Source organism: Sphingopyxis sp. sgz302558 (assembly GCF_057220455.1).
In genome coordinates, this window is record NZ_JBXPUZ010000001.1 from 433,333 (window position 1) to 455,079 (window position 21,747).

General features: G+C 66.3%; 19 protein-coding genes. 8 read left to right on the forward strand and 11 right to left on the reverse strand.

The genetic code is table 11. The features are described from left to right. Window positions 1-50: 50 nt before the first annotated feature. Window positions 51-476, forward strand: coding sequence for a hypothetical protein (locus AC2TC0_RS02085; RefSeq protein ID WP_484715830.1), 426 nt, complete (start codon window positions 51-53; stop codon window positions 474-476). A 10-nt stretch (window positions 477-486) separates the two neighbouring features. On the opposite strand, the gene AC2TC0_RS02090 is transcribed toward AC2TC0_RS02085, so the two are convergent. From AC2TC0_RS02090 to AC2TC0_RS02125, 8 genes are read right to left on the reverse strand one after another with little or no spacing between them, the layout of a single operon-like run. Next, window positions 487-984: a hypothetical protein gene (locus AC2TC0_RS02090; RefSeq protein ID WP_484715831.1), complete on the reverse strand. Its 498-nt coding sequence runs from the start codon at window positions 982-984 to the stop codon at window positions 487-489. After that, window positions 981-1,658, reverse strand: a complete 678-nt coding sequence (locus tag AC2TC0_RS02095; protein ID WP_484715832.1) for a nitroreductase — start codon at window positions 1,656-1,658, stop codon at window positions 981-983. The genes AC2TC0_RS02090 and AC2TC0_RS02095 overlap by 4 nt, the downstream gene beginning before the upstream one ends. 4 nt (window positions 1,659-1,662) lie before the next feature. Beyond that, entirely contained in the window at window positions 1,663-2,538 is an 876-nt protein-coding gene (locus AC2TC0_RS02100) for an RDD family protein (protein ID WP_484715833.1), read from the reverse strand. Next, a complete protein-coding gene (locus AC2TC0_RS02105; protein ID WP_484715834.1) occupies window positions 2,535-3,554 on the reverse strand; it encodes a stage II sporulation protein M in 1,020 nt (339 codons plus the stop codon). Before AC2TC0_RS02105 ends, AC2TC0_RS02100 begins: the two co-directional genes overlap by 4 nt. Then, window positions 3,554-4,891, reverse strand: coding sequence for a DUF58 domain-containing protein (locus AC2TC0_RS02110; RefSeq protein WP_484715835.1), 1,338 nt, complete (start codon window positions 4,889-4,891; stop codon window positions 3,554-3,556). The genes AC2TC0_RS02105 and AC2TC0_RS02110 overlap by 1 nt, the downstream gene beginning before the upstream one ends. Then, window positions 4,888-5,853, reverse strand: coding sequence for an AAA family ATPase (locus AC2TC0_RS02115; RefSeq protein ID WP_484715836.1), 966 nt, complete (start codon window positions 5,851-5,853; stop codon window positions 4,888-4,890). Before AC2TC0_RS02115 ends, AC2TC0_RS02110 begins: the two co-directional genes overlap by 4 nt. Next, a complete protein-coding gene (locus tag AC2TC0_RS02120) occupies window positions 5,843-7,102 on the reverse strand; it encodes a DUF4350 domain-containing protein (protein ID WP_484715837.1) in 1,260 nt (419 codons plus the stop codon). Before AC2TC0_RS02120 ends, AC2TC0_RS02115 begins: the two co-directional genes overlap by 11 nt. After that, a complete protein-coding gene (locus AC2TC0_RS02125) occupies window positions 7,099-7,851 on the reverse strand; it encodes a DUF4129 domain-containing protein (RefSeq protein WP_484715838.1) in 753 nt (250 codons plus the stop codon). Before AC2TC0_RS02125 ends, AC2TC0_RS02120 begins: the two co-directional genes overlap by 4 nt. 242 nt (window positions 7,852-8,093) lie before the next feature. On the opposite strand from AC2TC0_RS02125, the gene rpmI reads away from it, so the two are divergent. From rpmI to pheT, 4 genes are all read left to right on the forward strand, one after another. Further along, window positions 8,094-8,297: a 50S ribosomal protein L35 gene (rpmI, locus tag AC2TC0_RS02130; RefSeq protein ID WP_484715839.1), complete on the forward strand. Its 204-nt coding sequence runs from the start codon at window positions 8,094-8,096 to the stop codon at window positions 8,295-8,297. A 13-nt stretch (window positions 8,298-8,310) separates the two neighbouring features. Further along, window positions 8,311-8,676 carry a 50S ribosomal protein L20 gene (gene rplT / locus AC2TC0_RS02135; protein ID WP_484715840.1) on the forward strand — a complete coding sequence of 122 codons (366 nt, stop codon included), beginning with the start codon at window positions 8,311-8,313 and terminating at the stop codon, window positions 8,674-8,676. A gap of 97 nt (window positions 8,677-8,773) precedes the next feature. Then, window positions 8,774-9,853: a phenylalanine--tRNA ligase subunit alpha gene (gene pheS / locus AC2TC0_RS02140; protein ID WP_484715841.1), complete on the forward strand. Its 1,080-nt coding sequence runs from the start codon at window positions 8,774-8,776 to the stop codon at window positions 9,851-9,853. Next, complete coding sequence (pheT, locus tag AC2TC0_RS02145) at window positions 9,850-12,234, forward strand: phenylalanine--tRNA ligase subunit beta (protein WP_484715842.1); 2,385 nt, start codon at window positions 9,850-9,852, stop codon at window positions 12,232-12,234. The genes pheS and pheT overlap by 4 nt, the downstream gene beginning before the upstream one ends. On the opposite strand, the gene AC2TC0_RS02150 is transcribed toward pheT, so the two are convergent. Together AC2TC0_RS02150 and mutS are read right to left on the reverse strand one after the other, a co-directional pair. Beyond that, the gene (locus AC2TC0_RS02150; RefSeq protein ID WP_484715843.1) at window positions 12,231-14,987 is read right to left on the reverse strand and encodes a [protein-PII] uridylyltransferase; all 2,757 of its coding nucleotides are present in this window, start codon (window positions 14,985-14,987) and stop codon (window positions 12,231-12,233) included. The two genes, pheT and AC2TC0_RS02150, sit on opposite strands and share 4 nt — an antisense overlap. Then, entirely contained in the window at window positions 14,984-17,629 is a 2,646-nt protein-coding gene (gene mutS / locus AC2TC0_RS02155) for a DNA mismatch repair protein MutS (RefSeq protein ID WP_484715844.1), read from the reverse strand. Before mutS ends, AC2TC0_RS02150 begins: the two co-directional genes overlap by 4 nt. A 129-nt stretch (window positions 17,630-17,758) precedes the next feature. On the opposite strand from mutS, the gene AC2TC0_RS02160 reads away from it, so the two are divergent. Then, on the forward strand, window positions 17,759-20,023 hold the full coding sequence (locus AC2TC0_RS02160) for an NADP-dependent malic enzyme (protein ID WP_484715845.1): 2,265 nt from the start codon (window positions 17,759-17,761) through the stop codon (window positions 20,021-20,023). A gap of 45 nt (window positions 20,024-20,068) precedes the next feature. Here AC2TC0_RS02160 and AC2TC0_RS02165 read toward each other — a convergent pair whose 3' ends face one another. Beyond that, a complete protein-coding gene (locus tag AC2TC0_RS02165) occupies window positions 20,069-20,533 on the reverse strand; it encodes an outer membrane protein assembly factor BamE (RefSeq protein WP_484715846.1) in 465 nt (154 codons plus the stop codon). Between the two features lie 145 nt (window positions 20,534-20,678). Here AC2TC0_RS02165 and AC2TC0_RS02170 point away from each other — a divergent pair, with 145 nt between their 5' ends. Together AC2TC0_RS02170 and AC2TC0_RS02175 are read left to right on the forward strand one after the other, a co-directional pair. Continuing rightward, window positions 20,679-21,203, forward strand: coding sequence for a ubiquinol-cytochrome C chaperone family protein (locus AC2TC0_RS02170; protein ID WP_484715847.1), 525 nt, complete (start codon window positions 20,679-20,681; stop codon window positions 21,201-21,203). Further along, on the forward strand, window positions 21,200-21,712 hold the full coding sequence (locus AC2TC0_RS02175; protein WP_484715848.1) for a YceD family protein: 513 nt from the start codon (window positions 21,200-21,202) through the stop codon (window positions 21,710-21,712). Before AC2TC0_RS02170 ends, AC2TC0_RS02175 begins: the two co-directional genes overlap by 4 nt. Window positions 21,713-21,747 lie beyond the last annotated feature (35 nt).

A 21,747-nucleotide genomic window follows, 5' to 3' on the forward strand; every position in this document is an offset into this window, starting at 1 on the left:
GTAATTCGGCAGCGATTGCCAGCAGCGCCGCGCGCGGCTAGTTTGCAGCGATGAAATATGTTCTTGCCGTCGTCCTTATCCTGTGTGTCGCCGCGTGCAGCGAAGCGCCGCCGCCGCCCGATAATGCCGCGCTGGATGATGGCGGGGCGCCGATTGCATCACGCCCGGTGAATATCGGCAGCGAAGGCGCAAGCCTGCCCGCCTGCCCTAGCGTCTCGCGGGTCATCGAGGCAGGGACCGAGGTTTATTGGGCGCCCGACGAAACCCGGGTAATCAAGGCGCGATTGGCGGGCGGGGCGCGGGTTGCGCTGTGCGAGGCGACGGACGACGACCGCTGGTTCGGTGTGGTGTTTCCCGCGCCCGGCGGCGATATGGACCTGTGCCAAGTCGGCCGTCCGGTACGCGATGCGCGCGAGTATCAGGGCCCGTGCCGCTGGGGCTGGATCAAGGGCGGGACGGTGCGGCTGGGGAGCTAGGGTCAGGACCCTAACCGCGGCAATCCTCTATCACGCGGCCGATTTCGGCCTGCACCGGCAGCACAAGCAATTGCGAGGCGCGGAGCGCAAAACGGCCACGACTAAAGGCGATGGCATCGAGGATCGGATCGCCCACCGGCAAGTCGGCGGAGCCATCAGCGAGCATGAGTTCGCGCAGCTCGCTGCTCGTTGAAATGCCCAGCCGCATGGCCCGCTCTCCGTTCAGGCCGATCCGGATGATGCGCCCCGGAGCCGCGCAGACGATCGCCGCGCGTTCAACGCCGCTGTCATCCACGAAGCGAGCAGCGCGGCCGTCTGCAGCCAGTTGCCAGCCGCCTTCGGTGACCGGCAGTTCGTCCCACGGCTGCACTGGCGGCGGGGGCAGCACGGGCGCAGGCGGCGGCGCGACAACCACTGGCGGCCGGGGCGGCGGGGCAGCCGGCTTGGGCGCTGCCACGCAACCGGCCAGCATGGCGACAAGCAGCCCGGCCGCGATCCGCCGTTTCATCCTTCGAACCCGCGCCATTCAATCACCTCATCGAGCGGCGCGCGCGGCACGGACCAATTATTGACCGGATTGTCGATATCGGTGTGGCCGATGGCGAGGCCGCAGAAAAGGATCTGGTCGTCGGCGATCCCGAGTTCGTTCCGGATGGTTTCGCCATAAACCGCCCAGCATTCCTGCGCGCAGGTGCCGAGGCCCGCTTCGGTCAGCAGCAGCATCAGCGATTGCAGCCACATCCCCATGTCGGACCATTGCGGCGGCCCCATAGTGCGCGGGGTATAGAGAAACAGCATCACCGGCGCGCCGAAGCCGCGGAAATTTTCGGCAAATTGCAGCATCCGGCCCATCTTGTTTTCGCGTGGAATCCCAAGCGCGCCATAGAGCGCCTCGCCCACACCATAGCGGCGCGCCTTCCAGGGATCGGGCAGGATTTCGGGGTAGATGGAATATTCCATCTGCTGCCCCTCGGCCCCCATGGCGACGCGCGCGGCGACCGCTTCCTTGAGCCGCTCCCACGGCTGGCCGGTGAGCACGATGGCGCGCCAGGGTTGAAGGTTGCCGCCCGACGGTGCGCGCTGCGCCGCCGCCAAGGCATCGCGAAGAATTGCTGGATCAACGGGATCGGGGCGGAATGCGCGCACCGAACGGCGGGAGTGTAGGGCATCGGCTACAGACATAAGCTCATTCCTTGGCGAATTTGTTGGCGCGGCGCTTGCCGAAAAGCATTCCCCGTTCCAGCCGCGTGCGCAATTGACGGTAATAGGCTTCGAGAAAAATGGCATCATCCTCGGCGCGCATGCGCCCGATTTTGGCGCGAATGGTGTCGGCGACCTGTGCCACCACGCGTGATTCGTTGGTGCGCAGGACGCGTTCCAGTTCCTGCAGTTCAAATTCGCCATAAACAGCAAGTTCGGCGTCAGTGAAGCGCAGACCTTCATCAGCGGCGCTCGCCGTGGCCAGATCGCGGGCCAGCCGCGCTCGCCCTGCCTGGACCACCCAGGTGCCGGCGATCAGATCGCCCATGCGCATCCGGTCGCGGTTGAACAGCAGGAAGAAGCCCAAGGTCAGCGTCCACGCCGCGCCCGCCAGGCTGGTGCCCCAGCCCACCATATCCTCGGCCGCGCCAGCGCCGAGAAAAGTGAACGGCAAGAAGATTTCCAGTTCGCGGATCAGGTTGCGCGCGATCACGGCGTCCGCCGTCAAGCGCCCACCGTCGCGCGCGACGACGCGGATGCCCGCAATACGCTTGCCCGGCGTTGCAGCGCGTTTGCCGAGTTCAAAGCCGATAAACCAGAAGGTGCGCAGCAGGAAAAAGCCCAGCAGCCAGATGGTGGCCGCAGCGTCCGCCCCGCCGCCAAAGCCAATCCAGATGGCGAGCAGGGTGAAGAGGATGAGGATCAGAATCAGCAATGTCAGGTCGATCACCAGCGCAGCAAAGCGCAGCCCCGAGCTGGCAATCGCCAGTTCCAGATCGACGCCTTCGGGGGTGACGAACTGGCGGCGCTTGTCGCGCTTGTTCTGGATGGCGGCGGCCTGTGCGGTGGCTTCGGGGGTCATGCCGCTGTCCGCCGCGGCGCGTAGTAAAAGGCGAGCCAGCCGAGCAGCAACGTGCCGCCGACGCTATATCGCAGCACGGTGTCGGTGATCAGCTGGCGCCCAAAGCCTTCGAGCAGGCCAGCGCAAAGCATCATGATGATGACGCCGACCATGACCTTCCCTGCGGTGCGCCCAGCGCGTGACAGTGCGGTTAGTCGGTCCATTTCGCCGGGGAAAAGCATGGTCGTGCCGATCTTGAGCCCCGCAGCGCCTGCAAGGATGATCGCGAAGAGCTCGGTCGTGCCGTGGATGGCAAGCCAGCCGCCGAAGTCGACGCCCAGTCCCTTGCCCGCGAACACCGCCAGCATCGGCCCCAGCGACAGTCCATTGTAAAAGATAAGCAGCAATGTCGGCACGCCAAAGGCAAATCCCAGCGCAAAAGACATAATGCCGATGCGGCTGTTGTGCTGGAACAGATAGGAGGCAAAGACAGCCATGCCGCTGCTTTCGCCATCTTCGACCAGCGCTTTGCCGTGACCGATGGTCGAGCGGAGATATTCGGTGCTCGCTTCGGGCGTGCGCCCGCCCGCCAGATTTTCGGGAACGAACTGGAAGAACCATTGCGGGTCGCTGGCGGTCAAGGACCAGCTGGTCGCGATGCCAAGCAAGAGCACCAGCGCGATCACCAGTGTCTCCTTCCAAACCGCGCGCACGGCGGCGGGCCAGTCGTGGGCGAAGAATCGCAGGAGCCGCGCGCTGCGCTTTTCGCGCACGCCGTAGAGCAGGAAATAGCCGCGCATCGCGAGCGATTCCAGATGGTCATTGAGCGCGCGATCAAGGCTGGTGGCGCGCGCGATGGAAAGTGACGAAAGTGTCGCGCGGTATAACACGGGCAGGCGCAGCAGCTCGTCGGTGGACAAGGACGATGCCGACCCTTTTTCCAGCCGGGTGAGCAATTGGTCGAAAATGATCCAGTCGGCCTCGCGCTCGGCGCGGAAGCGGCTGGCGGAAAAGGCGGGGGCTTGCACGGCAGGCATCAGAGACTCCCGGCCTTTTTGATCGCCATCCAGGCATCGAGCACACCGCTCGACACGCGGTCGTGCGCCACTTCGACCACATCGACGCCCATGCGTTGCAGCCGCGCGATGACAATACGGCGGTCGCGCAGCAGCGCGGCAGCGACATTCGTGCGCACCAGATCGGCGGGCTCGGTTGGCTCCATCCGTTCAACCGCTTCCAACTCGCTGTCCTTGAGCACCACGAACAGCAGGCGGTGTTGCTTCACCAGCCGTCCGGCGGCGCGGATCATCAGCTCGGCGCTGGTCGGATCGGTGAATTCGGTGAAGAGGACAATCAGCGAACGGCGGTTGAGCTGCGCGCCGAGGGTTGCCAGCGCCAGCGTGAAATTGCTTTCCTCATGCGCATAATCGATGCGTGCGGCGGCCGCCTGGAGCAGCGGAAAATCGCTGCTGTGCGCCAGCACCGGCGTCGATCCGCCGGGCTTGGCAGCGAAGTGGAACAGGCTGACCCGGTCCTCCATCTTCAAGGCAACAAAGGCGAGCAGCAGCGCCGCAGAAACGGCACGGTCGACGCGCGGCATGCCGTCAACCGGCTCGCTCATCGTGCGGCCGGCGTCGATGGCCAGCACCAGCCGGTTGTCGCGTTCGATGCGATATTCTTTCGCCAAAAGTTTCACATGGCGCGCCGAGGCGGTCCAATCGATGCTGCGCCGGTCCATGCCGGACTGATATTCGCCCAGCGCTTCATATTCGCTGCCTTCGCCCACCAGCATTTGTTGACGCAGGCCGAATTGGGCATCGCGGCGAAACAGCTTGAGGCCGTCTTCGCGCACGCTGCGCAAGCTGGGCACAACGGCGATCTCGCGGTGCTCGGCATAGCGGCGCTGGAGGATGGCGAGGCCCAAGGGTCCGCGCCAGCGCAGCCACAGCCCGTCGACGCGCGCGGTGCCGCGCCGCGCAGCGGCGAGGGGGAAATTCTTGATCAGCGTCAGCCCCGCCCCACCGGGCGCATCGGCCGGGAAACCGATGCCCGCAATCCGTCCCCCGGCATCGAGCCGCGCATCGACCGCCATGGCAATGTCAATCTTGGCCGGTTTCCAGCGCGCGCCCGGCGCGTCGAGGCGCACCAGCAGGTTGAAGGGGTCGCCGATGCCCACGCTACGCGGCGCGCGCAGATCAACCGCGATCCGGCGCAGATCGCCCGCGACCAGCGCATCGACCAGCATCAGCGCCGCGATGACCCCAATCCACACCAGCGACAAGAGCCACAAGTCGGGGCGGATCAGGCCCAGTCCCAGCGCCACCGGCGCGCCGGTGAGCAGCAACAGAATCGTGAGCGGCGTGGGCAGAATCAACGCGGCACCTCGGTCGCGTTCACCAGTTCCTCGACCACCGTTTCGACATTGCGCCCGTCGATTTCGGCGGCGGGCGACAGAATCAAACGATGGCGCAGTACATTGGCGGCGAGGCGTTTGACATCGTCGGGGATGGTATAGTCGCGCCCGTCGATAGCCGCGCTGGCGCAGGCAGCGCGCGCAAGCAGGCTGGCGGCGCGAGGGCTGGCCCCGCATTCGAGATCGGCGGTGGCGCGCGTCGCGCGGACGAGGCGCACGATATAGTCGACAATCTCGTCGGCCAGCCGCACTTGGGCGACGACATCAATCGCCGCCGCGATGGCCGCGGCGTCGGCAATCTGTGTCACCCCGAAATCGCCCGCCGCCGGCGCCTTGAAGCGTCCGCCATGGTCGGCGACGATCCGCCGTTCTTCGGCGGCATCGGGATAGCCGACGATGAGTTTGAACAGGAAGCGGTCGAGCTGCGCCTCGGGCAGTGGATAGACGCCCTGCTGCTCGATCGGGTTTTGCGTTGCCAGCACGGTGAAGCGCGGGCTGAGACTGTGCGGCTCGCCGTTGATGGTGACGCGGCGTTCCTGCATCGCTTCCAAAAGCGCGGCCTGCGTCTTGGGCGGGGTGCGGTTGATTTCGTCGGCGAGCAGCAGCTCGGTGAAAATCGGCCCCTTGGTGAGGGTGAAGGTCGAGGTCTGGAAGTTGAACAGGTTCGACCCCAAAATGTCACCAGGCATCAGATCGGGCGTGAACTGGATGCGCCCGAAACCCAGCCCGGCGGCGCGGGCAAAGCATTGGGCGAGCAGCGTCTTGGCGGTACCCGGTGGCCCTTCGAGCAGGCAATGGCCGCCCGCGAGCAGCGCGATGCTGACCATGTCAACAAGGGCGTCCTGCCCGACCACGGCCTTGCCCACTTCGGCGCGCAGCTGGCCCGCAAGTTTGGCGACGCCGTCGATGTTATCAATGCTCACGCAGCAAATCCTTTCTGATGGTGTGCAGGGCGCGGGCGAGCCCCAATAATTCGTTGCTATTACGGGCGAGCGGGAGGCGGCGGGCGAGCGCGGCAAAGCCATCGCCCCCGTCCCTGGCCGGCCGGCGGCGGTCGATCCAGTCATCGAGCGCGGCACCTTCGAGCCCCGGCGGCGCGTGCAGCGCACGCCCCAGCGCCTCGCGCTGACCACGCAGCCAGGCGTCGGCACCATCGGCCTCACGCCGCGTCTGTGCGACCAGTTCGGCGCTGCTTTCAATGAGCGCGCGCTTGGAAATGGGGATGGCACGCGCAGGTACGCGGGCAGGGCCAAAGCGGGCCGCCGCTTGCCACAGCGCGAACAGCCCCGCCGCGATCAGGCAGGCGGTGATGCCGATGAAAGGCGGCACAAACGCGAGCCGCAGAAAGCCGCTGCCGCCGCCGAGGCCATTGAGCGTGACGTCGAAGGCGATTCCAGCTGCGTCGCTGTCCTCTGCCACCAGATCAAGCACGGCGAGCGCGGTGCGCGCACGTTCGCGGCTGGCGAAAGCGAAATTGTTAATGAGGTCGGGGTCGGCGAGGACGTATATCTGCCCCTCATAGCGGCGCACCAGCAAAGCTTCATCGCCGCCCGGCATGGCCAGCATGGCGCTGTTCAGCGAACCCGCCTTCAGCCGCTGCCAGCGTCCAGCCGCCAGCGTGATCGTCTGGCGGCGATTGGCGGGTGCCGCAAAAACGGTCCTAGCTGGCGCGGCCAGAGGTGCGATCCGCGGCGCACCAATGCCACCGCCAATATAGGCCTTGGACAACAAGGCCTTGGGCGCTGTCACGGGAAATGCCGCGCCCGCCCAGCCCTTGCGCTGCGGATGCGGCAGGGTTTGCCATTTGGGCAGGACAATCAGTACCGGTTCGCGCCCGTGCGCCTTGATGAGTGCGGAAATCTCATCGGGGTCGCTGTCCCGATCGGGGGTGAGCACCAGCAAGGTGCCGCCCTCGTCATCCTTCAGCGGCACGGCCTCCACCACCTCACGCCGCACATCGACCGCCATCCCGGCGCGTTCGGCATAATCGACGATCCCGGCATAACCCGCCACGCCCTTCGAAAGCGCATGACCCTGCGCATTATTGCCCGCCGACAATTGCGGGCCGAGCGCCATCAGTGCCCACATGGCGATGAAGCCGATGACGCCGATGACGATCACCGCGCCAATGACGCGCGGGTCGAACGGGGTGCGGACGGTATCGGCGCTCATGCCGTGGCCCATGCCTTGGGAACGGTCAATTCCGAATAGGCGGCGCGGCATTCACCCCACACATTGGCATCAACCGGCTGGCCGCCGAACAGGCTGACTTCAACCGCGCGCGCGATGCGGGCAAAAGCGGCGCGTGCGATACCGGGCAGGTCGCGCGACCCCGCAAGATCGCGCGACGTGATGGCGGGTTTGACGAGACCAGGGCGGCGCGCAGCGATGTCATCGACGCTGCGATAGAGCAGCAGATGCACGGCTTCGGCGTAGCGCCCTTCGGCTGCGAGGGCGTCGGCATCGGCAAGCCGCGCGCGCGCCGCGCTGGCTTCGGCCAAGCCTTGCTCGGGTTCGGCTTCGTCGACCTTGCGCCCGAGCAGCGCGTTAATCCAGTCGGCAAAGCCCGGAAACAGGCGATAGGCGATGAACAAGATGAGCAGCGCGGCGAGGCCCCACAGCACATAGGTGAAGCCGACGCCGGTGGCTTCAAAGAAGTTGCCGATGGCATTGAAGACGTCGCCCAGCCAGTCAAAAAAGTCCTCCAGCCAGCGCGGCGTAGGGGGTGGCGGGGGCGCTTCGGGAAGGTTGGTCTGCAAACCTTCCTTGGCCATGGTTTCGGCATAGGCGGGGTCGACCAGATCGGCGTCGGCGAGCCAAGGATCGGCCAGCGCGCCGCTGTCCACTTCCGCGCGCGCAGGACCATTGGGCAGCGGTTGCGGCAGCGGCCCATTGACAGGCGTGGGAGCCTTAGCTGTCATGCAAAAGCGCGCGGGGAGGACGGTGGCATTGCCTCCTGTCCTAACGCAGGCGTCGGTGTAAGCAAGCGCCGAGCTTGAAATGGTAACAAGCCGCGCTTGAAATAGTCACAAAGCGCCGAATCGCTTGCATTTCGGCGCGTGCTTCGCTAACGGCCCCGCTTCGCCGACGATCGCGTGATGACCTGCCTGGCTACAAGGGCTGCCAGGGCCGGTCGAGATTGTCCCAGAACAAGGAGACCGAAATGCCCAAAATGAAGACCAAAAGCGGTGTGAAGAAGCGCTTCAAATTCACCGCGACGGGCAAGGTGAAGCACGGCGTCGCCGGCAAGCGTCACCGCCTGATCAGCCACAATTCCAAATATATCCGCACCAACCGCGGCACCAGTGTGCTGAGCGATGCCGATGCGGGTCATGTGCGCCTGTGGGCGCCGTACGGCCTGAAGTAAGGAGCGCGCACCCATGTCACGCATCAAACGCGGCACCACGACGCGCACCAAGCACAAGCGGATTTTGGATCAGGCGAAGGGCTTTTACGGCCGCCGCAAGAACACCATCCGCATCGCCCGCCAGGCCGTCGAGAAGGCCGGGCAATATGCCTATCGCGACCGCAAGGTTAAGAAGCGGAACTTCCGCGCGCTGTGGATCCAGCGGATTAACGCTGCGGTCCGCGCCGAGGGCCTTACCTATTCGCAGTTCATGCACGGCGTGAAGCTGGCAGGTATCGAGCTGGACCGGAAGGTCATGGCCGACCTGGCCATGAACGAAGGCGCGGTGTTTACCACCATCATCGCGCAGGCGAAGGCTGCGTTGCCGAAAGCGGCATAACGCAAACTTTGTTGGAATGCGCGAGAAGGGCGTGGACGGCAGTTGCCGTTCGCGCCCTTTCGCTTATGGGCAAACCGGCTCTACCGGGAAAATGATGATGAGTGACCTCGATACCCTGCAATCCGACCTGCTGACGCGGATCGATACCGCCTCCGATCTCGACACGGTCGAGGCGATCCGCATCGAAGCGCTGGGCAAAGCCGGAAGCGTGTCGGCGCTGCTGAAAACGCTGGGCGGGATGACCCCCGAGCAGCGCGCCAGCGAAGGCCCACGCATCAACGGTCTGCGCGAAGCGGTGAGCACCGCGCTGGCTGCACGCAAAGCCGCGCTGGAAAGCGAAGCACTGGCCGCGCGGCTCGCAGCCGAGCGCGTCGACCTGACGCTGCCCGCGCCCGAAGCGCCGCGCGGATCGGTGCATCCGGTCAGCCAAGTCATGGACGAGCTGGCCGAAATTTTCGCCGACATGGGCTTTGCCGTCGCCGAAGGGCCGGAGGTTGAGGACGACTGGCACAATTTCACCGCGCTCAATATCCCCGATACGCACCCGGCGCGGGCGATGCACGACACTTTCTATTTCCCGGACATCGCAGGCAGCAACCACAAGATGTTGCTGCGCACCCACACGTCGCCAGTGCAGATCCGCACCATGATGTCGCAGCAACCCCCCATTCGCATCATCGCGCCGGGGCGCGTTTATCGGTCGGACAGCGACGCCACGCACACGCCGATGTTCCACCAGATCGAGGGGCTGGTCATCGATCGCGGGATCACATTGGGGCATCTCAAATGGACGCTCGAGACGTTCCTGAAAGCCTTTTTCGAGCGCGACGATGTCGTGCTGCGGCTGCGGCCGAGCTATTTCCCCTTCACCGAGCCAAGCGCCGAGGTTGATGTTGGCTATAGCCTGGTGAACGGCAAGCGCGTGATCGGTGGGGCCGAAGGGTGGATGGAGGTGCTGGGCAGCGGCATGGTGCACCCCAAGGTGATTGCCGCCTGCGGGCTCGATCCCGACGAGTGGCAGGGCTTTGCCTTTGGCACGGGCGTCGACCGACTGGCGATGCTGAAATATGGCATGGACGACCTGCGCGCCTTCTTTGACGGCGATATGCGCTGGCTGGGCCATTATGGCTTTGGCGCGCTCGATGTGCCCACATTGAGCGGGGGAGTCGGCGCATGAAATTCTCCCTTTCGTGGTTGAAGAGCCACCTTGATACCGACGCCGACATTCAGGCCGTTGCGGACACGCTGAACCGCATCGGGTTGGAGGTTGAGGGCATCGAGAACCCCGCCGAGCGCCTTGCGGGCTTCACCGTTGCGCGCGTGTTGACCGCCGCGCCGCATCCGCAGGCCGACAAATTGCAGCTGCTGACCGTCGATCCGGGCGAAGGCGTGCCGCTGCAGGTCGTGTGCGGCGCGCCCAATGCGCGCGCCGGCCTGGTCGGGGTGTTCGGGCGCGAGGGCGCGGTGGTGCCGGCGAACGGCATGGTGCTGCGCAAGGCCGCGATCCGCGGCGTCGAATCGAACGGCATGATGTGTTCGTCGCGCGAGCTGGAGCTGGGCGATGACCATGACGGCATCATCGAATTGCCCGCTGATGCGCCGGTGGGCATGGCGTTCTGCGACTATGCCGATTTGAACGATCCGGTGATCGATGTGTCGGTGACCCCCAACCGGCAGGATTGCATGGGCGTGCGCGGCATCGCGCGCGATCTGGCGGCAGCCGGGCTGGGGACGCTGAGGCCCTTGGAAGTGCCGTCGGTGGCAGCGAGCTATCCCTGCCCGACCGAAATTCGCACCGACGATCCTGCAGGCTGCCCCGCTTTCTATGGCCGCGTTATCAAAGGCGTGACCAATGGCGCGTCGCCCGCCTGGATGCAGGCGCGGCTGAAGAGCGCCGGGCAGCGACCGATTTCGGCGCTGGTCGATATCACCAACTATGTGATGCTTGACCATGGACGGCCGAGCCATGCCTATGACCTGACCAAGCTGACCGGTGCGGTCGTGGCGCGGCGGGCGCAGGACGGCGAAACCGTCACCGCGCTGAATGGCAAGCAATATGCGCTGACGTCGGCGATGACCGTGATCGCCGACGACAGCGGCGTCCACGACATCGCGGGCATCATGGGCGGCGAGCATTCGGGGTGCAGCGAGACCACCGCCGATGTGCTGCTGGAGGTCGCCTATTTCACCCCCGAACATATTGCGCGGACGGGGCAGGCGCTGGGGCTGACCAGCGATGCACGCACGCGGTTCGAGCGGGGGGTGGATCCGGCGTTTCTGGACGATGCGGTCGAGATTATTGCGGCGCTGGTCATCGATATTTGCGGCGGGACAGCGAGTGAGGTGGTGCGCGCCGGTGAACCCCCGCTCGCTGCGCGGTCGCTGACCTATGATCCGGCACATTGTGCGCGGCTGGGCGGGATTGAAGTTCCCGCCGAGCAGCAGGCCGCCATTTTGGCTTCGCTTGGCTTTGCCGTGGCACCCGACTGGACGGTTACCATCCCCAGCTGGCGGCGTGATATTGATGGGCCTGCCGATCTGGTCGAAGAAGTGACGCGGATCATCGGCTTCGACAATATCGCCAGCGCCCCGCTGCCGCGCGCAGACGGGGTCGCCAAGCCGACAGCCACGCCGATGCAGAAGGTCGAGCGGCGGGTGCGGCGCACGGCGGCGGCGCGCGGGCTGAACGAGGCGATCACCTGGTCCTTCCTGCCCGAAAGTGCGGCGGCGGCGTTCGGGGACGGCGACTGGACGCTTGCCAATCCGATCAGCGAGGATTTGAAGGTCATGCGGCCGTCGCTGTTGCCTGGGCTGCTGATGGCGGCGCAGCGCAATATGGATCGCGGCGCGCCCAGTGTCCGCCTGTTTGAAATCGGGCGGCGTTATTTTCGCAGCGCCGACGACACCAGCATCGAACGGCCGACGCTGGGCCTGTTACTGGGCGGCGAAAAAACGCCGCGCGGTTGGGCGAGCGGTAAAGCCGCGCGCTTCGATGCGTTCGACGCCAAGGCCGAAGTGCTGGCTTTGCTGGCAGCAGCCGGCGCCCCGACCGACAATCTGCAGGTCATGGGCGAAGCAGGCGCGCACTATCACCCCGGCCAGTCGGCGACGCTGCGGCTGGGGCCCAAGACGGTGCTCGCGGCGTTCGGCATGCTGCACCCCGCGACGGCTAAGGCGTTCGATCTGGATGGGCCGGTTGCGGTCGCGGAGATTCATCTCGACGCCATTCCGGCCAAGCGCGCGTCAGGTTTCATGCGCGCGCCCTTCGCCCCGCCCGCCTTGCAGGCGGTGACCCGCGACTTTGCCTTCCTCGCGCCCGACAGCCTGACGGCGGGCGAGCTGGTGCGTTCGGTCAAAGGCGCGGACAAGGCGCATATCGTCGCGGCGCGGCTGTTCGACCGCTTTGTCGGCGCGGGTGTGCCCGATGGTCAGGTCAGCCTGGCGGTCGAGGTGGTGCTGCAGCCCGGCGATAAGAGCTTCACCGATGCGGATCTCAAAGCCATCAGCGACGCCGTGGTGGCAGCAGCGGCGAAGCTGGGGGCAGTGCTGCGCAGTTAGGCCGCGACCGCGCCGGCCACTTCGCCGGCAGCCGCCTCAAGCAAGCGCTTTTCCAGCGCCCGCACGCGCGCGGCGCTGTCGATTTTGCCGCCGAGCAGGTCGGTGACGTAAAAGACGTCGACCGCGCGTTCGCCATAGGTAGCGACATGCGCGCTGTGCACGGTGACCTTCGACTGGAACAGCGCATAGGCGAGCTGGTTCAACAGCGCCGGGCGGTCCTGTGCATTCACCTCGACCACCGTAAACCGGTTCGACGCTTTGTTGTCGATCAGCACATTGGGCGCGATGCGAAAGGTTTCGGCACGGGTGCGCGGCAAGGGGCGGGCTGCGAGCTTGGGCAGCAATTTCTGGCGGTTGGCGAGCGCATCGTCGATCGCGCGCGACAGCCGTTCGATCTGGCGATCATCGGCGAAGGGCCGCCCCAAAGGATCCTGCACCAGGAAATTGTCGAGGGCCATGCCGTCGCGCGTGGTGTGGATGCGTGCGTCGATGATGTTGCCGCCGGCCAGATGGATGCCGCCCGCAATGCGGTAGAAGAGCCCCGGATGGTCGGCGGCGAGCACCATCACAAGGGTCGCGCCGCGATCGGCGTCGGGGATGGCGCTGACCGCGAGTGCCGCGCCGGGATGGGCGAGCATGTGACGCAGGTTGGCGGCGATTACATCGACCGATTCGGCGATCCAATAGCTTTCGGGCAAGCGCCGGGCGAGCGCGTCAAAGGCGCTAGGAGCAAGCGCCAGCCGCTCCGCCGCCGCTTCTTTCTTGGCCGCGATGCGGGCCTCACGCCCGCGCTGCTTGTGGCCAAGGCGCAGCACTTCTTCGGCGGCATCATAGAGTTCGCTGAGCAATTGGCGCTTCCAGCCGTTCCACACGCCCGGGCCGACCGCACGGATATCGACCACGGTGAGCACCAACAGCAAGCGCAGCCGTTCGGGCGATTGCACCGCGCCCGCAAAATCCAGGATGGTTTTGAAATCGGCGAGGTCGCGCTTGAAGGCGGTCGCCGACATGAGCAGGTGATAGCGCACCAACCAGGATACGGTTTCGGTCTCTGCCGCCGTCATGCCGAGGCGCGGACAGAGCGTGAGCGCGAGTTCGGCCCCCAGCACGCTATGGTCGCCGCCGCGCCCCTTGGCGATGTCGTGTAGCAGCACCGCGACGTACAGCACGCGGCGCGATTGGATCTGCGCCATGATGACGCTGGACAGCGGATGATCGCCCTTAAGCTTGCCCGCCTCGATCCGCGCGAGCAGCCCGATGGCACGGATAGTGTGTTCATCGACGGTGTAATGATGATACATGTCGAACTGCATCTGCGCGACGACACGGCCGAAATCGGGAATGAAACGACCGAAGACCCCCGCCTCGTTCATCCAGCGCAGCACGGTTTCGGGGTCGCGCGGTGACGTCAGTACGTCAAGAAACAGCGCATTGGCGCGCGGATCGCGGCGCACCGTCTGATCAATCAACCGCGCATCGTGGCGCGCCTGGCGCATCGCGGTGGGATGGACCTCCAGCCCGTGCTTGTCGGCAAGCGCAAAAATTTCGAGCAGGCGCACCGGGTCTTCGATAAAATGTTTGTCCGAAGGCAGCGCCAGCCGCCCGCGGTCGAGCACAAAGCTGCCGAGTTTGGCCGGACGGCGGAACATCGTCGGCAGGAATCGCCGGCCGCGCGCGGCCTGCTGGTCATCGAGGTGCGCAAGGAATGTGCCGGTGAGGTCGCCCACCGCTTTGGCATGCAAGAAATATAGCTGCATGAAACGTTCGACTGCGCTCTTGCCCGGCCGCGCGGCAAAGCGCATCCGTTCGGCGATCTCGCGCTGGACGTCAAACGTCAGCCGGTCCTCGGTGCGCCCGGTGATCAGGTGAAGGTGGCAGCGCACCGCGAGCAGGAAATTTTCCGCGCGGGCAAATTGCCGCAATTCGCCCGCCGTCAGCAGCCCGGCGTCGACCAGTTCGGGGGCGGCGCGCACCTGATGAATGAATTTGCCGATCCACAACAGCGTGTGGAGATCGCGCAGGCCGCCTTTTCCTTCCTTCACATTGGGTTCGACGACATAGCGCGAATCGCCCATTTTGACGTGGCGCTCGTCACGTTCGGCGAGCTTGTCGGCGACGAACGCCTTGGCATTGCCCGCCACCACCTCGGCAGCAAAGCGCGCCGAGGCGGCTTCGTAAAGCGCACGATCGCCCCAGATGAAGCGCGCTTCCAAGAGCGCGGTACGCACGGTCAGATCGTCGCGCGCAGCGCGGATCATCTCGTCAACCGAGCGCGATGAATGGCCGACCTTCAGCCCCAGATCCCAGAAGGTGTAGAGCATCGCCTCGATCACCTGCTCGGTCCAGCTGGTTTGTTTGAACGGGGTGATGAAGCCGATGTCGACGTCGCTGTGCGGGCACAGCTCGGCGCGGCCATAACCGCCGACTGCGATCAATGCGAGGCGTTCACCCGATGATTTGTTGCCCGAAGGATAGAGGTGGTCGGTCACGACATCGTGCGCCAACCGGATGATCTGGTCGATCAGAAAGGTTTGCGCCAGCGCCGCCGCGCGTCCGGCGGTAGGGTGGAGGGCCAGCCGCCGCGCTACCTCGGCCCGCCCCGCGTCCAGCGCATCTTTGAGCATGAGCACCAAAATGCGCCGCCGCGCGCTGCCGTGCCGCGCATTCGCCATCGCTGTGTCAAGCGCATCGGCAAGCGCGCGCCGGTCGATGATGGCGCGGCGGTCGTCAAGGCTGGCGAAGCGGTCGGTCATGCCCCGTCTGCCAGACCCTTAAGCCGGTAGAGCAGTTCCAGCGCGTCGCGCGGGGTCAGGCTGTCGGGCTGAATATCCGCGAGCGCGTCGCGCAGCGCGTCGGTTGGTGGCGCGGGCGCCTCAGCGACGGTTGCGGCAAAGAGGGGCAGATCGTCGAGCCCCGCTGCGAGCCCGCCGGTGGCGGCGCGCCCGGCCTCGAGCTTGGCGAGCACCGCTTCGGCGCGCTGGACGACGCGCGGGGCGACCCCGGCGAGGCGCGCGACGGCGAGGCCGTAGCTGCGGTCGGCGGGGCCATCGGCGAGTTCGTGGAGCAGCACCAGATCGCCCTGCCATTCGCGCGCGCGGACATGGTGGAGCGAGAGCGCGTCCAGCGTCTCGGCAAGGCGCGTCAATTCGTGATAATGGGTCGCGAACAGGCAGCGGCAGCGGTTGACCTCGTGCACCGCCTCGACCACCGCCCAGGCGAGCGCGAGGCCGTCGTAAGTTGACGTGCCGCGACCGACTTCATCCAAAATCACGAAACTGCGCGGCGTCGCCTGCGCGAGGATCGCAGCGGTTTCGACCATTTCGACCATGAAGGTCGAGCGTCCGCGTGCCAGATTGTCGCTGGCGCCGACGCGGCTGAACAGCCGGTCGGTGAGACCGATGGTGGCCGCCGACGCGGGCACAAATGCGCCCGCCTGCGCGAGCACTATGATCAGCGCATTTTGCCGCAGGAAGGTCGATTTCCCGCCCATATTGGGGCCGGTGACCAGCCACAGCCGGTCGCTTGGCGACAAAGCCAGATCGTTGGGGACGAACTGTTCGCCGCGCGCCGCCAGCGCCGCTTCGACCACGGGGTGACGACCGCCGGTGATGGCGAGCACATTGTCATCGGTCAGCCCGGGGCGGCACCAGCCGTGGGTCATGGCATGGTCGGCGTGCGCGGCGGCAACATCGATGCGGGCGAGCGCATCGCAGCTGCGCGCAATGGCCTCGCGGCGGGCGACGGCAAGCGCGGTCAGCGCCTCCAGATGCGCCGCTTCGGCGGCCAGCGCGTGCGCGCCGGCCTGCGTCACGCGCAGCGCGGCTTCATGGAGGTCGGGCGCATTGAAGCGCACCACCCCGGCGAGCGTCTGGCGGTGCGTGAAGCCCGATGTGGGCGCCATCAGCGCATCGGCGGCCTTCGCCGACACCTCGACATGATAGCCGAGCACGCCGTTATGGCGGATTTTGAGCCCCGCGATGCCGGTGCGCGCCCGGTAATCGGCCTCGAGCGCGGCAATCGCCTGCCGCCCGTCGCGCGCTGTGTGGCGCAGCGCGTCGAGCGCGTGGTCGTAACCTTCGGCGATATAGCCGCCTTGGGCCGCATCGAGCGGCGGACTTTCCACCAGCGCGCGGGTGAGTTCATCGACAAGCGCACCGTGCCCGTCGAGCGCGGGGAGGATGGCATCGAGCAATGCAGGGCGCTGCGCCAAGGCGCCGAGCCGTTCGCGCAGCCGCCGCGCGCCGCCGAGCGCATCGCGCAGCTGGGCGAGATCGCGCGGGCTGCCGCGCCCTGCCACCAGCCGCCCGAGCGCCCGCGCTGCGTCGGGCAGCGCGCGCAGGGCATCGCGCACCTCGGCGCGCAGCAAGGCATTGCGCGCGAACCAGTCGACGAGGTCGAGCCGGTCGGTGATGGCGGCCCTATCGGTGAGCGGCGCGGCGATATCGTCGGCGAGCTGGCGCGCGCCGCCCGCGGTCACGGTGCGGTCGATGGCGGCGAGCAGGCTGCCGCCGCGCTGCCCGTCGGCGGTGCGGGTCAGCTCCAGACTGTCGCGCGTCGCGGCATCGATGGCCATGACGCCGCCGGCCGCCGCGCGCACGGGCGCCTGCAAGAACACCGCGCTGCCGCGCCCGACATGGCCGAGATAGGCGTCGAGCGCGCCCATCGCGGCAAGTTCGGCGCGGGAGAAATCGCCGAAGCCGTCGAGCGTGGCGACGCCGAAGCGCGCCTGCAGCCGCTTGGTGGCGGCGGCGCTGGCGAAGTCGGCGGCGGGGCGTTCGATGGCGCGCGCGGCGAAGAGGGCGGGGACCGCGCTCCCCGCGGCCACCAAAATTTCGCTGGGGGCGAGGCGCGCGAGTTCGGCCTCTACCCGGCCCGCGTCGGTCAGCACCACCTCGAAGCGCCCGGTCGAGATATCGGCGGCGGCGATGGCGGTCTCGCCGGTCGCAGCAATGGTCGCGAGCGCGGCGAGGCGGTTGGCGCTGCGCCCCTCGAGCAACGTCTCTTCGGTCAGCGTGCCCGCGGTGACAAAGCGCACGATGGCGCGCGCGACGAGCGCTTTCGACCCGCCGCGCGCTTTGGCCTCGGCGGGGGTTTCGACCTGTTCGGCAATCGCGACGCGGTGCCCGGCGCGGATGAGGCGCGCGAGGTAGCTTTCGGCAGCATGCACCGGCACCCCGCACATCGGCACCGCTTCGCCGCCATGCTCGCCGCGCGAGGTGAGCGCGATGTCGAGCGTCGCGGCGGCAGCCTTGGCATCGTCAAAGAAGAGCTCAAAAAAATCGCCCATGCGATAGAAGAGCAGGCAATCGGGGGCTTCGGCCTTCAGCGCCCAATATTGCGCCATCATCGGGGTGGCGGGCGTGGCTGTAGGGGCAAAGGCGGGGGCGGATGACATGCGCCATCTGCTTAGGGCGCAGAGCCATAGGTCCGCAAGGGGCGCACGCCAGTATCGCCCCGCCCCCCTTGCCCTTGCCACGCCCCGGTCATAGGGACGTCTTACGGCGCGTTAAACGGGAGCGGGGCGATGAGCGACGAGAGCAAGGTGCAGTTTTCGGACCGCGAGGCGCTGCTGTTTCATTCCATGGGGCGGCCAGGGAAAATCGAGATTATTGCGTCGAAGCCGATGGCGACGCAGCGCGATTTGTCGCTGGCTTATTCGCCCGGCGTCGCGGTGCCGGTGCGCGCGATCGCCGAAGACCCGGCGGCGGCGTATGAATATACCGCCAAGGGCAATCTGGTGGCGGTGATTTCCAATGGCACCGCGATTTTGGGGCTGGGCAATTTGGGCGCGCTGGCGTCGAAGCCGGTGATGGAAGGCAAGGCGGTGCTGTTCAAGCGCTTTGCCGACGTCGATTCCATCGATCTGGAAGTTGCGACCGAGGACCCGCAGGCGTTTATCGACGCCGTCGCGCTGCTCGAGCCGAGCTTTGGCGGCATCAATCTGGAAGATATTGCCGCGCCCAATTGCTTCATCATCGAGCAAGCGCTGCGCGAGCGCATGAACATTCCGGTGTTCCACGACGACCAGCATGGCACGGCGATCATTTCCGCCGCCGGGATCATCAACGCCTGTTTCCTGACCGGGCGCAAGCTCGACGAAGTGAAGGTGGTGGTCAACGGCGCGGGCGCCGCCGCGATTGCCTGCACCGAGCTGATGAAGGCGATGGGGGTGCGACACGAAAATGTGACGATGTGCGACCGCAAGGGCGTGATTTATCAGGGCCGCACCGAAAGCATGGACCAGTGGAAATCGGCGCATGCGATTCCGACCAAGGCCCGCACGCTGACCGAGGCGCTGGTCGATGCCGATATCTTCCTGGGCCTGTCGGCGGCAGGCGCGCTGAAGCCCGAGATGGTGCGGGATATGAAGGCCGCGCCGATCATCTTTGCGATGGCCAACCCCGACCCCGAAATTTCACCCCCCGACGCGCGTGCGGCGCGGCCCGATGCGATTATCGCGACGGGGCGGTCGGATTATCCCAACCAGGTCAACAATGTCCTGTGTTTCCCCTTCATCTTTCGCGGCGCGCTGGATGTGCGCGCAACCACGATCAACGATGCAATGAAAATCGCTGCCGCGCACGCCATTGCCGAGCTGGCGCGCCAGCAGGTGCCCGAGGAGGTCGCGGCGGCCTATGGCGGGCGGGCGTCGAGCTTTGGCCCCGATTATATCATCCCGTCGCCCTTTGACCCGCGGCTGATGGAAATTGTCCCCTGCGCGGTCGCGAAGGCGGCGATAGAATCGGGCGTCGCGCAAAAGCCGATCGAAGATTTCGAGGCCTATGCGCGGTCGCTGCGCGCGCGGCTCAACCCCACGACATCGGTGCTGACGCTGGCCTATGACGCCGCCAAGGCGAACCCCAAGCGCGTGGTGTTTGCCGAAGGCGAAGAGGAGGTGGTGCTGCGCGCCGCGATCCAGTTCCGCGATGGCGGTTATGGCATCCCCGTGCTGGTCGGGCGCGACTGGACGCGCGAGCGGTTGGTGGAGATGGGGGTGCCCAACGCCGACGAATTCGAGATTCACAACAGCACCAATTCGCCGCACGTGCCCGAAATGGTCGAGATGCTGTATGCGCGGCTGCAGCGGCGCGGCTATCTGCGCCGCGACTGCGAACGGATGGTCAACCGCGACCGCAACACCTTTGCCGCGCTGATGCTGAAAATGGGGCTGGCCGATGCGATGATCACCGGGGTGACGCGCACCTATGCCCAGACGCTGCGCGAGGTGAAGCGCGTGATCGACCCCGCCGCGGGCAAGACGCCGCTGGGCGTGCATATTTTTGTCGGCCAGCACCAGACCATCTTCCTGGCCGACACCACGGTCAACGAACGGCCGACGTCCGAGCAGCTCGCCGACATTGCCGAGCGCACGGCAATGGTCGCGCGCGCGATGGGGCACGAGCCGCGCGTGGCGTTCCTGTCCTATTCGACCTTTGGCAATCCCGAGGGCAATTGGCTCGACAGCATCCGCGGCGCGGTGGGCGCGCTCGACGCGCGCGAATGTGCATTCGAATATGAAGGCGAAATGGCCCCCGACGTCGCGCTCAATCCCAATGTGATGAAAAATTATCCCTTTTGCCGCCTGTCGGGGCCAGCAAACGTGCTGATCATGCCGGGGCTGCAATCGGGGAACCTGTCCGCCAAGCTGCTGCGCGAGCTGGGTAGCGGAACCATTATCGGCCCGATGCTGCTGAACATGAAATATCCGGTGCAGATCGCAACGATGGCGTCGCCCGCCTCAGAACTGGTAACACTGGCGGTGCTGGCGGCGGGCGGGATTGCGGTTTAGGTCCGCCTTGTCGTCCCGGACCCTTCGACGGGCTCAGGACAGCGGTTACTGCTGCGGCGCTCCAGCGCCCGGCGCGCCGACCGCGCCGATGTTGCCGAAGATATCCTCAAAGAAGCTGCGTTCGCGGCCCAGCGTCGGCGTTTTGTCGCCCTCGGGGCTCAAACGCACGACGTTTTCGAGGCCGGTGCGCTCGACCGCGGTGACATTGCCCGCCGCGTCGAACTTCACGTGCATAACAATCTGCGCCACCGGGCGCGGATTGGCAAAGGCAAGCTGGCGGGTTTCGCGCGCGACATAGAAATAGTCGCGGTCCGAAAATTGCCCCACGAACGTCGGGCGACCCAGCGTTTTTTCCACCGATTCGCGGTTGTCGACGCCAGCGGTCACCGAATCGGCGAGCACCGGATCGACGACATAGCCCTGCCGCCCGCGCAATTGCGCACAGCCGCTGAGCAAGGTGGTGACGATCAGGCCGCCGACGATGGCGGTGCGAAAACGGCTGGCATGCATCAACAAATTCTCCCGTGCGGCGCGGCGCGCTGCGGTACCGCCCCGCTTAGCCGCAAGCGCTTCCCTCGCACAAGCCGCTTGTCGCCCCGGTGAACGGCTTTGTGGACGGCTTTCGCTGGCGCGCGGAAATCGCTATGCGCGGGCCATGGCCCTGTTTGATCGACTGTTTCGCCGCGCCGCCGACCCGCGCGATGCCCTGCGCCCCTTGTGGCACGCCGTTGTGGCGCGCGCGCGCGAGGAGCATTGGTATCGGCGCGGCGGCGTCGCCGACACGCTCGACGGACGCTTTGACATGGTCGCGCTGGTGCTGGCCCAAGTGCTGCTGCGCATCGAGGAAGCGCCCGAGCATGGGCGCGACGGCGTGTTGCTGACCGAGATATTCGTCGACGATATGGACGGACAGATGCGCCAGATCGGCTTTGGCGACCTGATCGTCGGCAAACAGATCGGCCAGATTATGAGCGCGCTGGGGGGCCGGCTGGGGGCGTATCGCGATGGCGCGAGCGACCCGGCGGCGATGGAGGCGGCGCTGCTGCGCAACCTGTATCGCGGCGAAGCGCCCGAGCCGGAAGCGATGGCGCATGTGCTGGCGGAAGTGACCGCGCTGCGCGCCGCACTGGCGGCGATGCCGGTGGCCGAACTGGTCGCGGCGGAGCGGCTGCCTGCATGAGCGAATTTTCGCATCTGGTGGCGCAGGATGCGATCGGGCGGACGGGGCCGATTGCGGTCGTCGCCGATGCCGAGGCGCGGGCGCGGGTGGCAGCGCGGCTGGGGCTGGAGGCGCTGGACCGGTTCGAGGTTACCGCTACGCTCGAGCCGGTGGCCGGCGGGGCGCTGCTGAAGGGCACGGTAGCCGCTGATGTGGTTCAGGCCTGCGCCGCGACAAGCCTGCCCGTGGCCGCCACGCTGACCGAACCCTTTGCGCTGCGCTATGTCGCGGCGCTCAGCCTTCCCGACGAGGCCGATGCCGAGGTTGAGCTTGGCGATGCCGATTTGGATATCATGCCGCTCGAGCCCGGCGGGGTCGATGTTGGCGAAGCCGCGGTCCAGTCACTGGCGCTGGCGCTCGATCCTTTTCCGCGCCATCCCGATGCCGACCGCATTCTGGCCGAGCGCGGCGTGCTGCGCGAGGATCAGGCCGGGCCGTTTGCGGCGCTGGCGGGGTTGAAGAAGATATAGGATAGTTCGTCGTCCGGAACTTGTTTCAGGACAAC

Bases quoted from the DNA above. Each gene is read 5' to 3' on its own strand.
- AC2TC0_RS02085 (WP_484715830.1), top strand. From the start codon at position 51: ATGAAATATGTTCTTGCCGTCGTCCTTATCCTGTGTGTCGCCGCGTGC.
- AC2TC0_RS02090 (WP_484715831.1), bottom strand. From the start codon at position 984: ATGAAACGGCGGATCGCGGCCGGGCTGCTTGTCGCCATGCTGGCCGGT.
- AC2TC0_RS02095 (WP_484715832.1), bottom strand. From the start codon at position 1,658: ATGTCTGTAGCCGATGCCCTACACTCCCGCCGTTCGGTGCGCGCATTC.
- AC2TC0_RS02100 (WP_484715833.1), bottom strand. From the start codon at position 2,538: ATGACCCCCGAAGCCACCGCACAGGCCGCCGCCATCCAGAACAAGCGC.
- AC2TC0_RS02105 (WP_484715834.1), bottom strand. From the start codon at position 3,554: ATGCCTGCCGTGCAAGCCCCCGCCTTTTCCGCCAGCCGCTTCCGCGCC.
- AC2TC0_RS02120 (WP_484715837.1), bottom strand. From the start codon at position 7,102: ATGAGCGCCGATACCGTCCGCACCCCGTTCGACCCGCGCGTCATTGGC.
- AC2TC0_RS02125 (WP_484715838.1), bottom strand. From the start codon at position 7,851: ATGACAGCTAAGGCTCCCACGCCTGTCAATGGGCCGCTGCCGCAACCG.
- rpmI (WP_484715839.1), top strand. From the start codon at position 8,094: ATGCCCAAAATGAAGACCAAAAGCGGTGTGAAGAAGCGCTTCAAATTC.
- rplT (WP_484715840.1), top strand. From the start codon at position 8,311: ATGTCACGCATCAAACGCGGCACCACGACGCGCACCAAGCACAAGCGG.
- pheS (WP_484715841.1), top strand. From the start codon at position 8,774: ATGAGTGACCTCGATACCCTGCAATCCGACCTGCTGACGCGGATCGAT.
- pheT (WP_484715842.1), top strand. From the start codon at position 9,850: ATGAAATTCTCCCTTTCGTGGTTGAAGAGCCACCTTGATACCGACGCC.
- AC2TC0_RS02150 (WP_484715843.1), bottom strand. From the start codon at position 14,987: ATGACCGACCGCTTCGCCAGCCTTGACGACCGCCGCGCCATCATCGAC.
- mutS (WP_484715844.1), bottom strand. From the start codon at position 17,629: ATGTCATCCGCCCCCGCCTTTGCCCCTACAGCCACGCCCGCCACCCCG.
- AC2TC0_RS02160 (WP_484715845.1), top strand. From the start codon at position 17,759: ATGAGCGACGAGAGCAAGGTGCAGTTTTCGGACCGCGAGGCGCTGCTG.
- AC2TC0_RS02165 (WP_484715846.1), bottom strand. From the start codon at position 20,533: ATGCATGCCAGCCGTTTTCGCACCGCCATCGTCGGCGGCCTGATCGTC.
- AC2TC0_RS02170 (WP_484715847.1), top strand. From the start codon at position 20,679: ATGGCCCTGTTTGATCGACTGTTTCGCCGCGCCGCCGACCCGCGCGAT.
- AC2TC0_RS02175 (WP_484715848.1), top strand. From the start codon at position 21,200: ATGAGCGAATTTTCGCATCTGGTGGCGCAGGATGCGATCGGGCGGACG.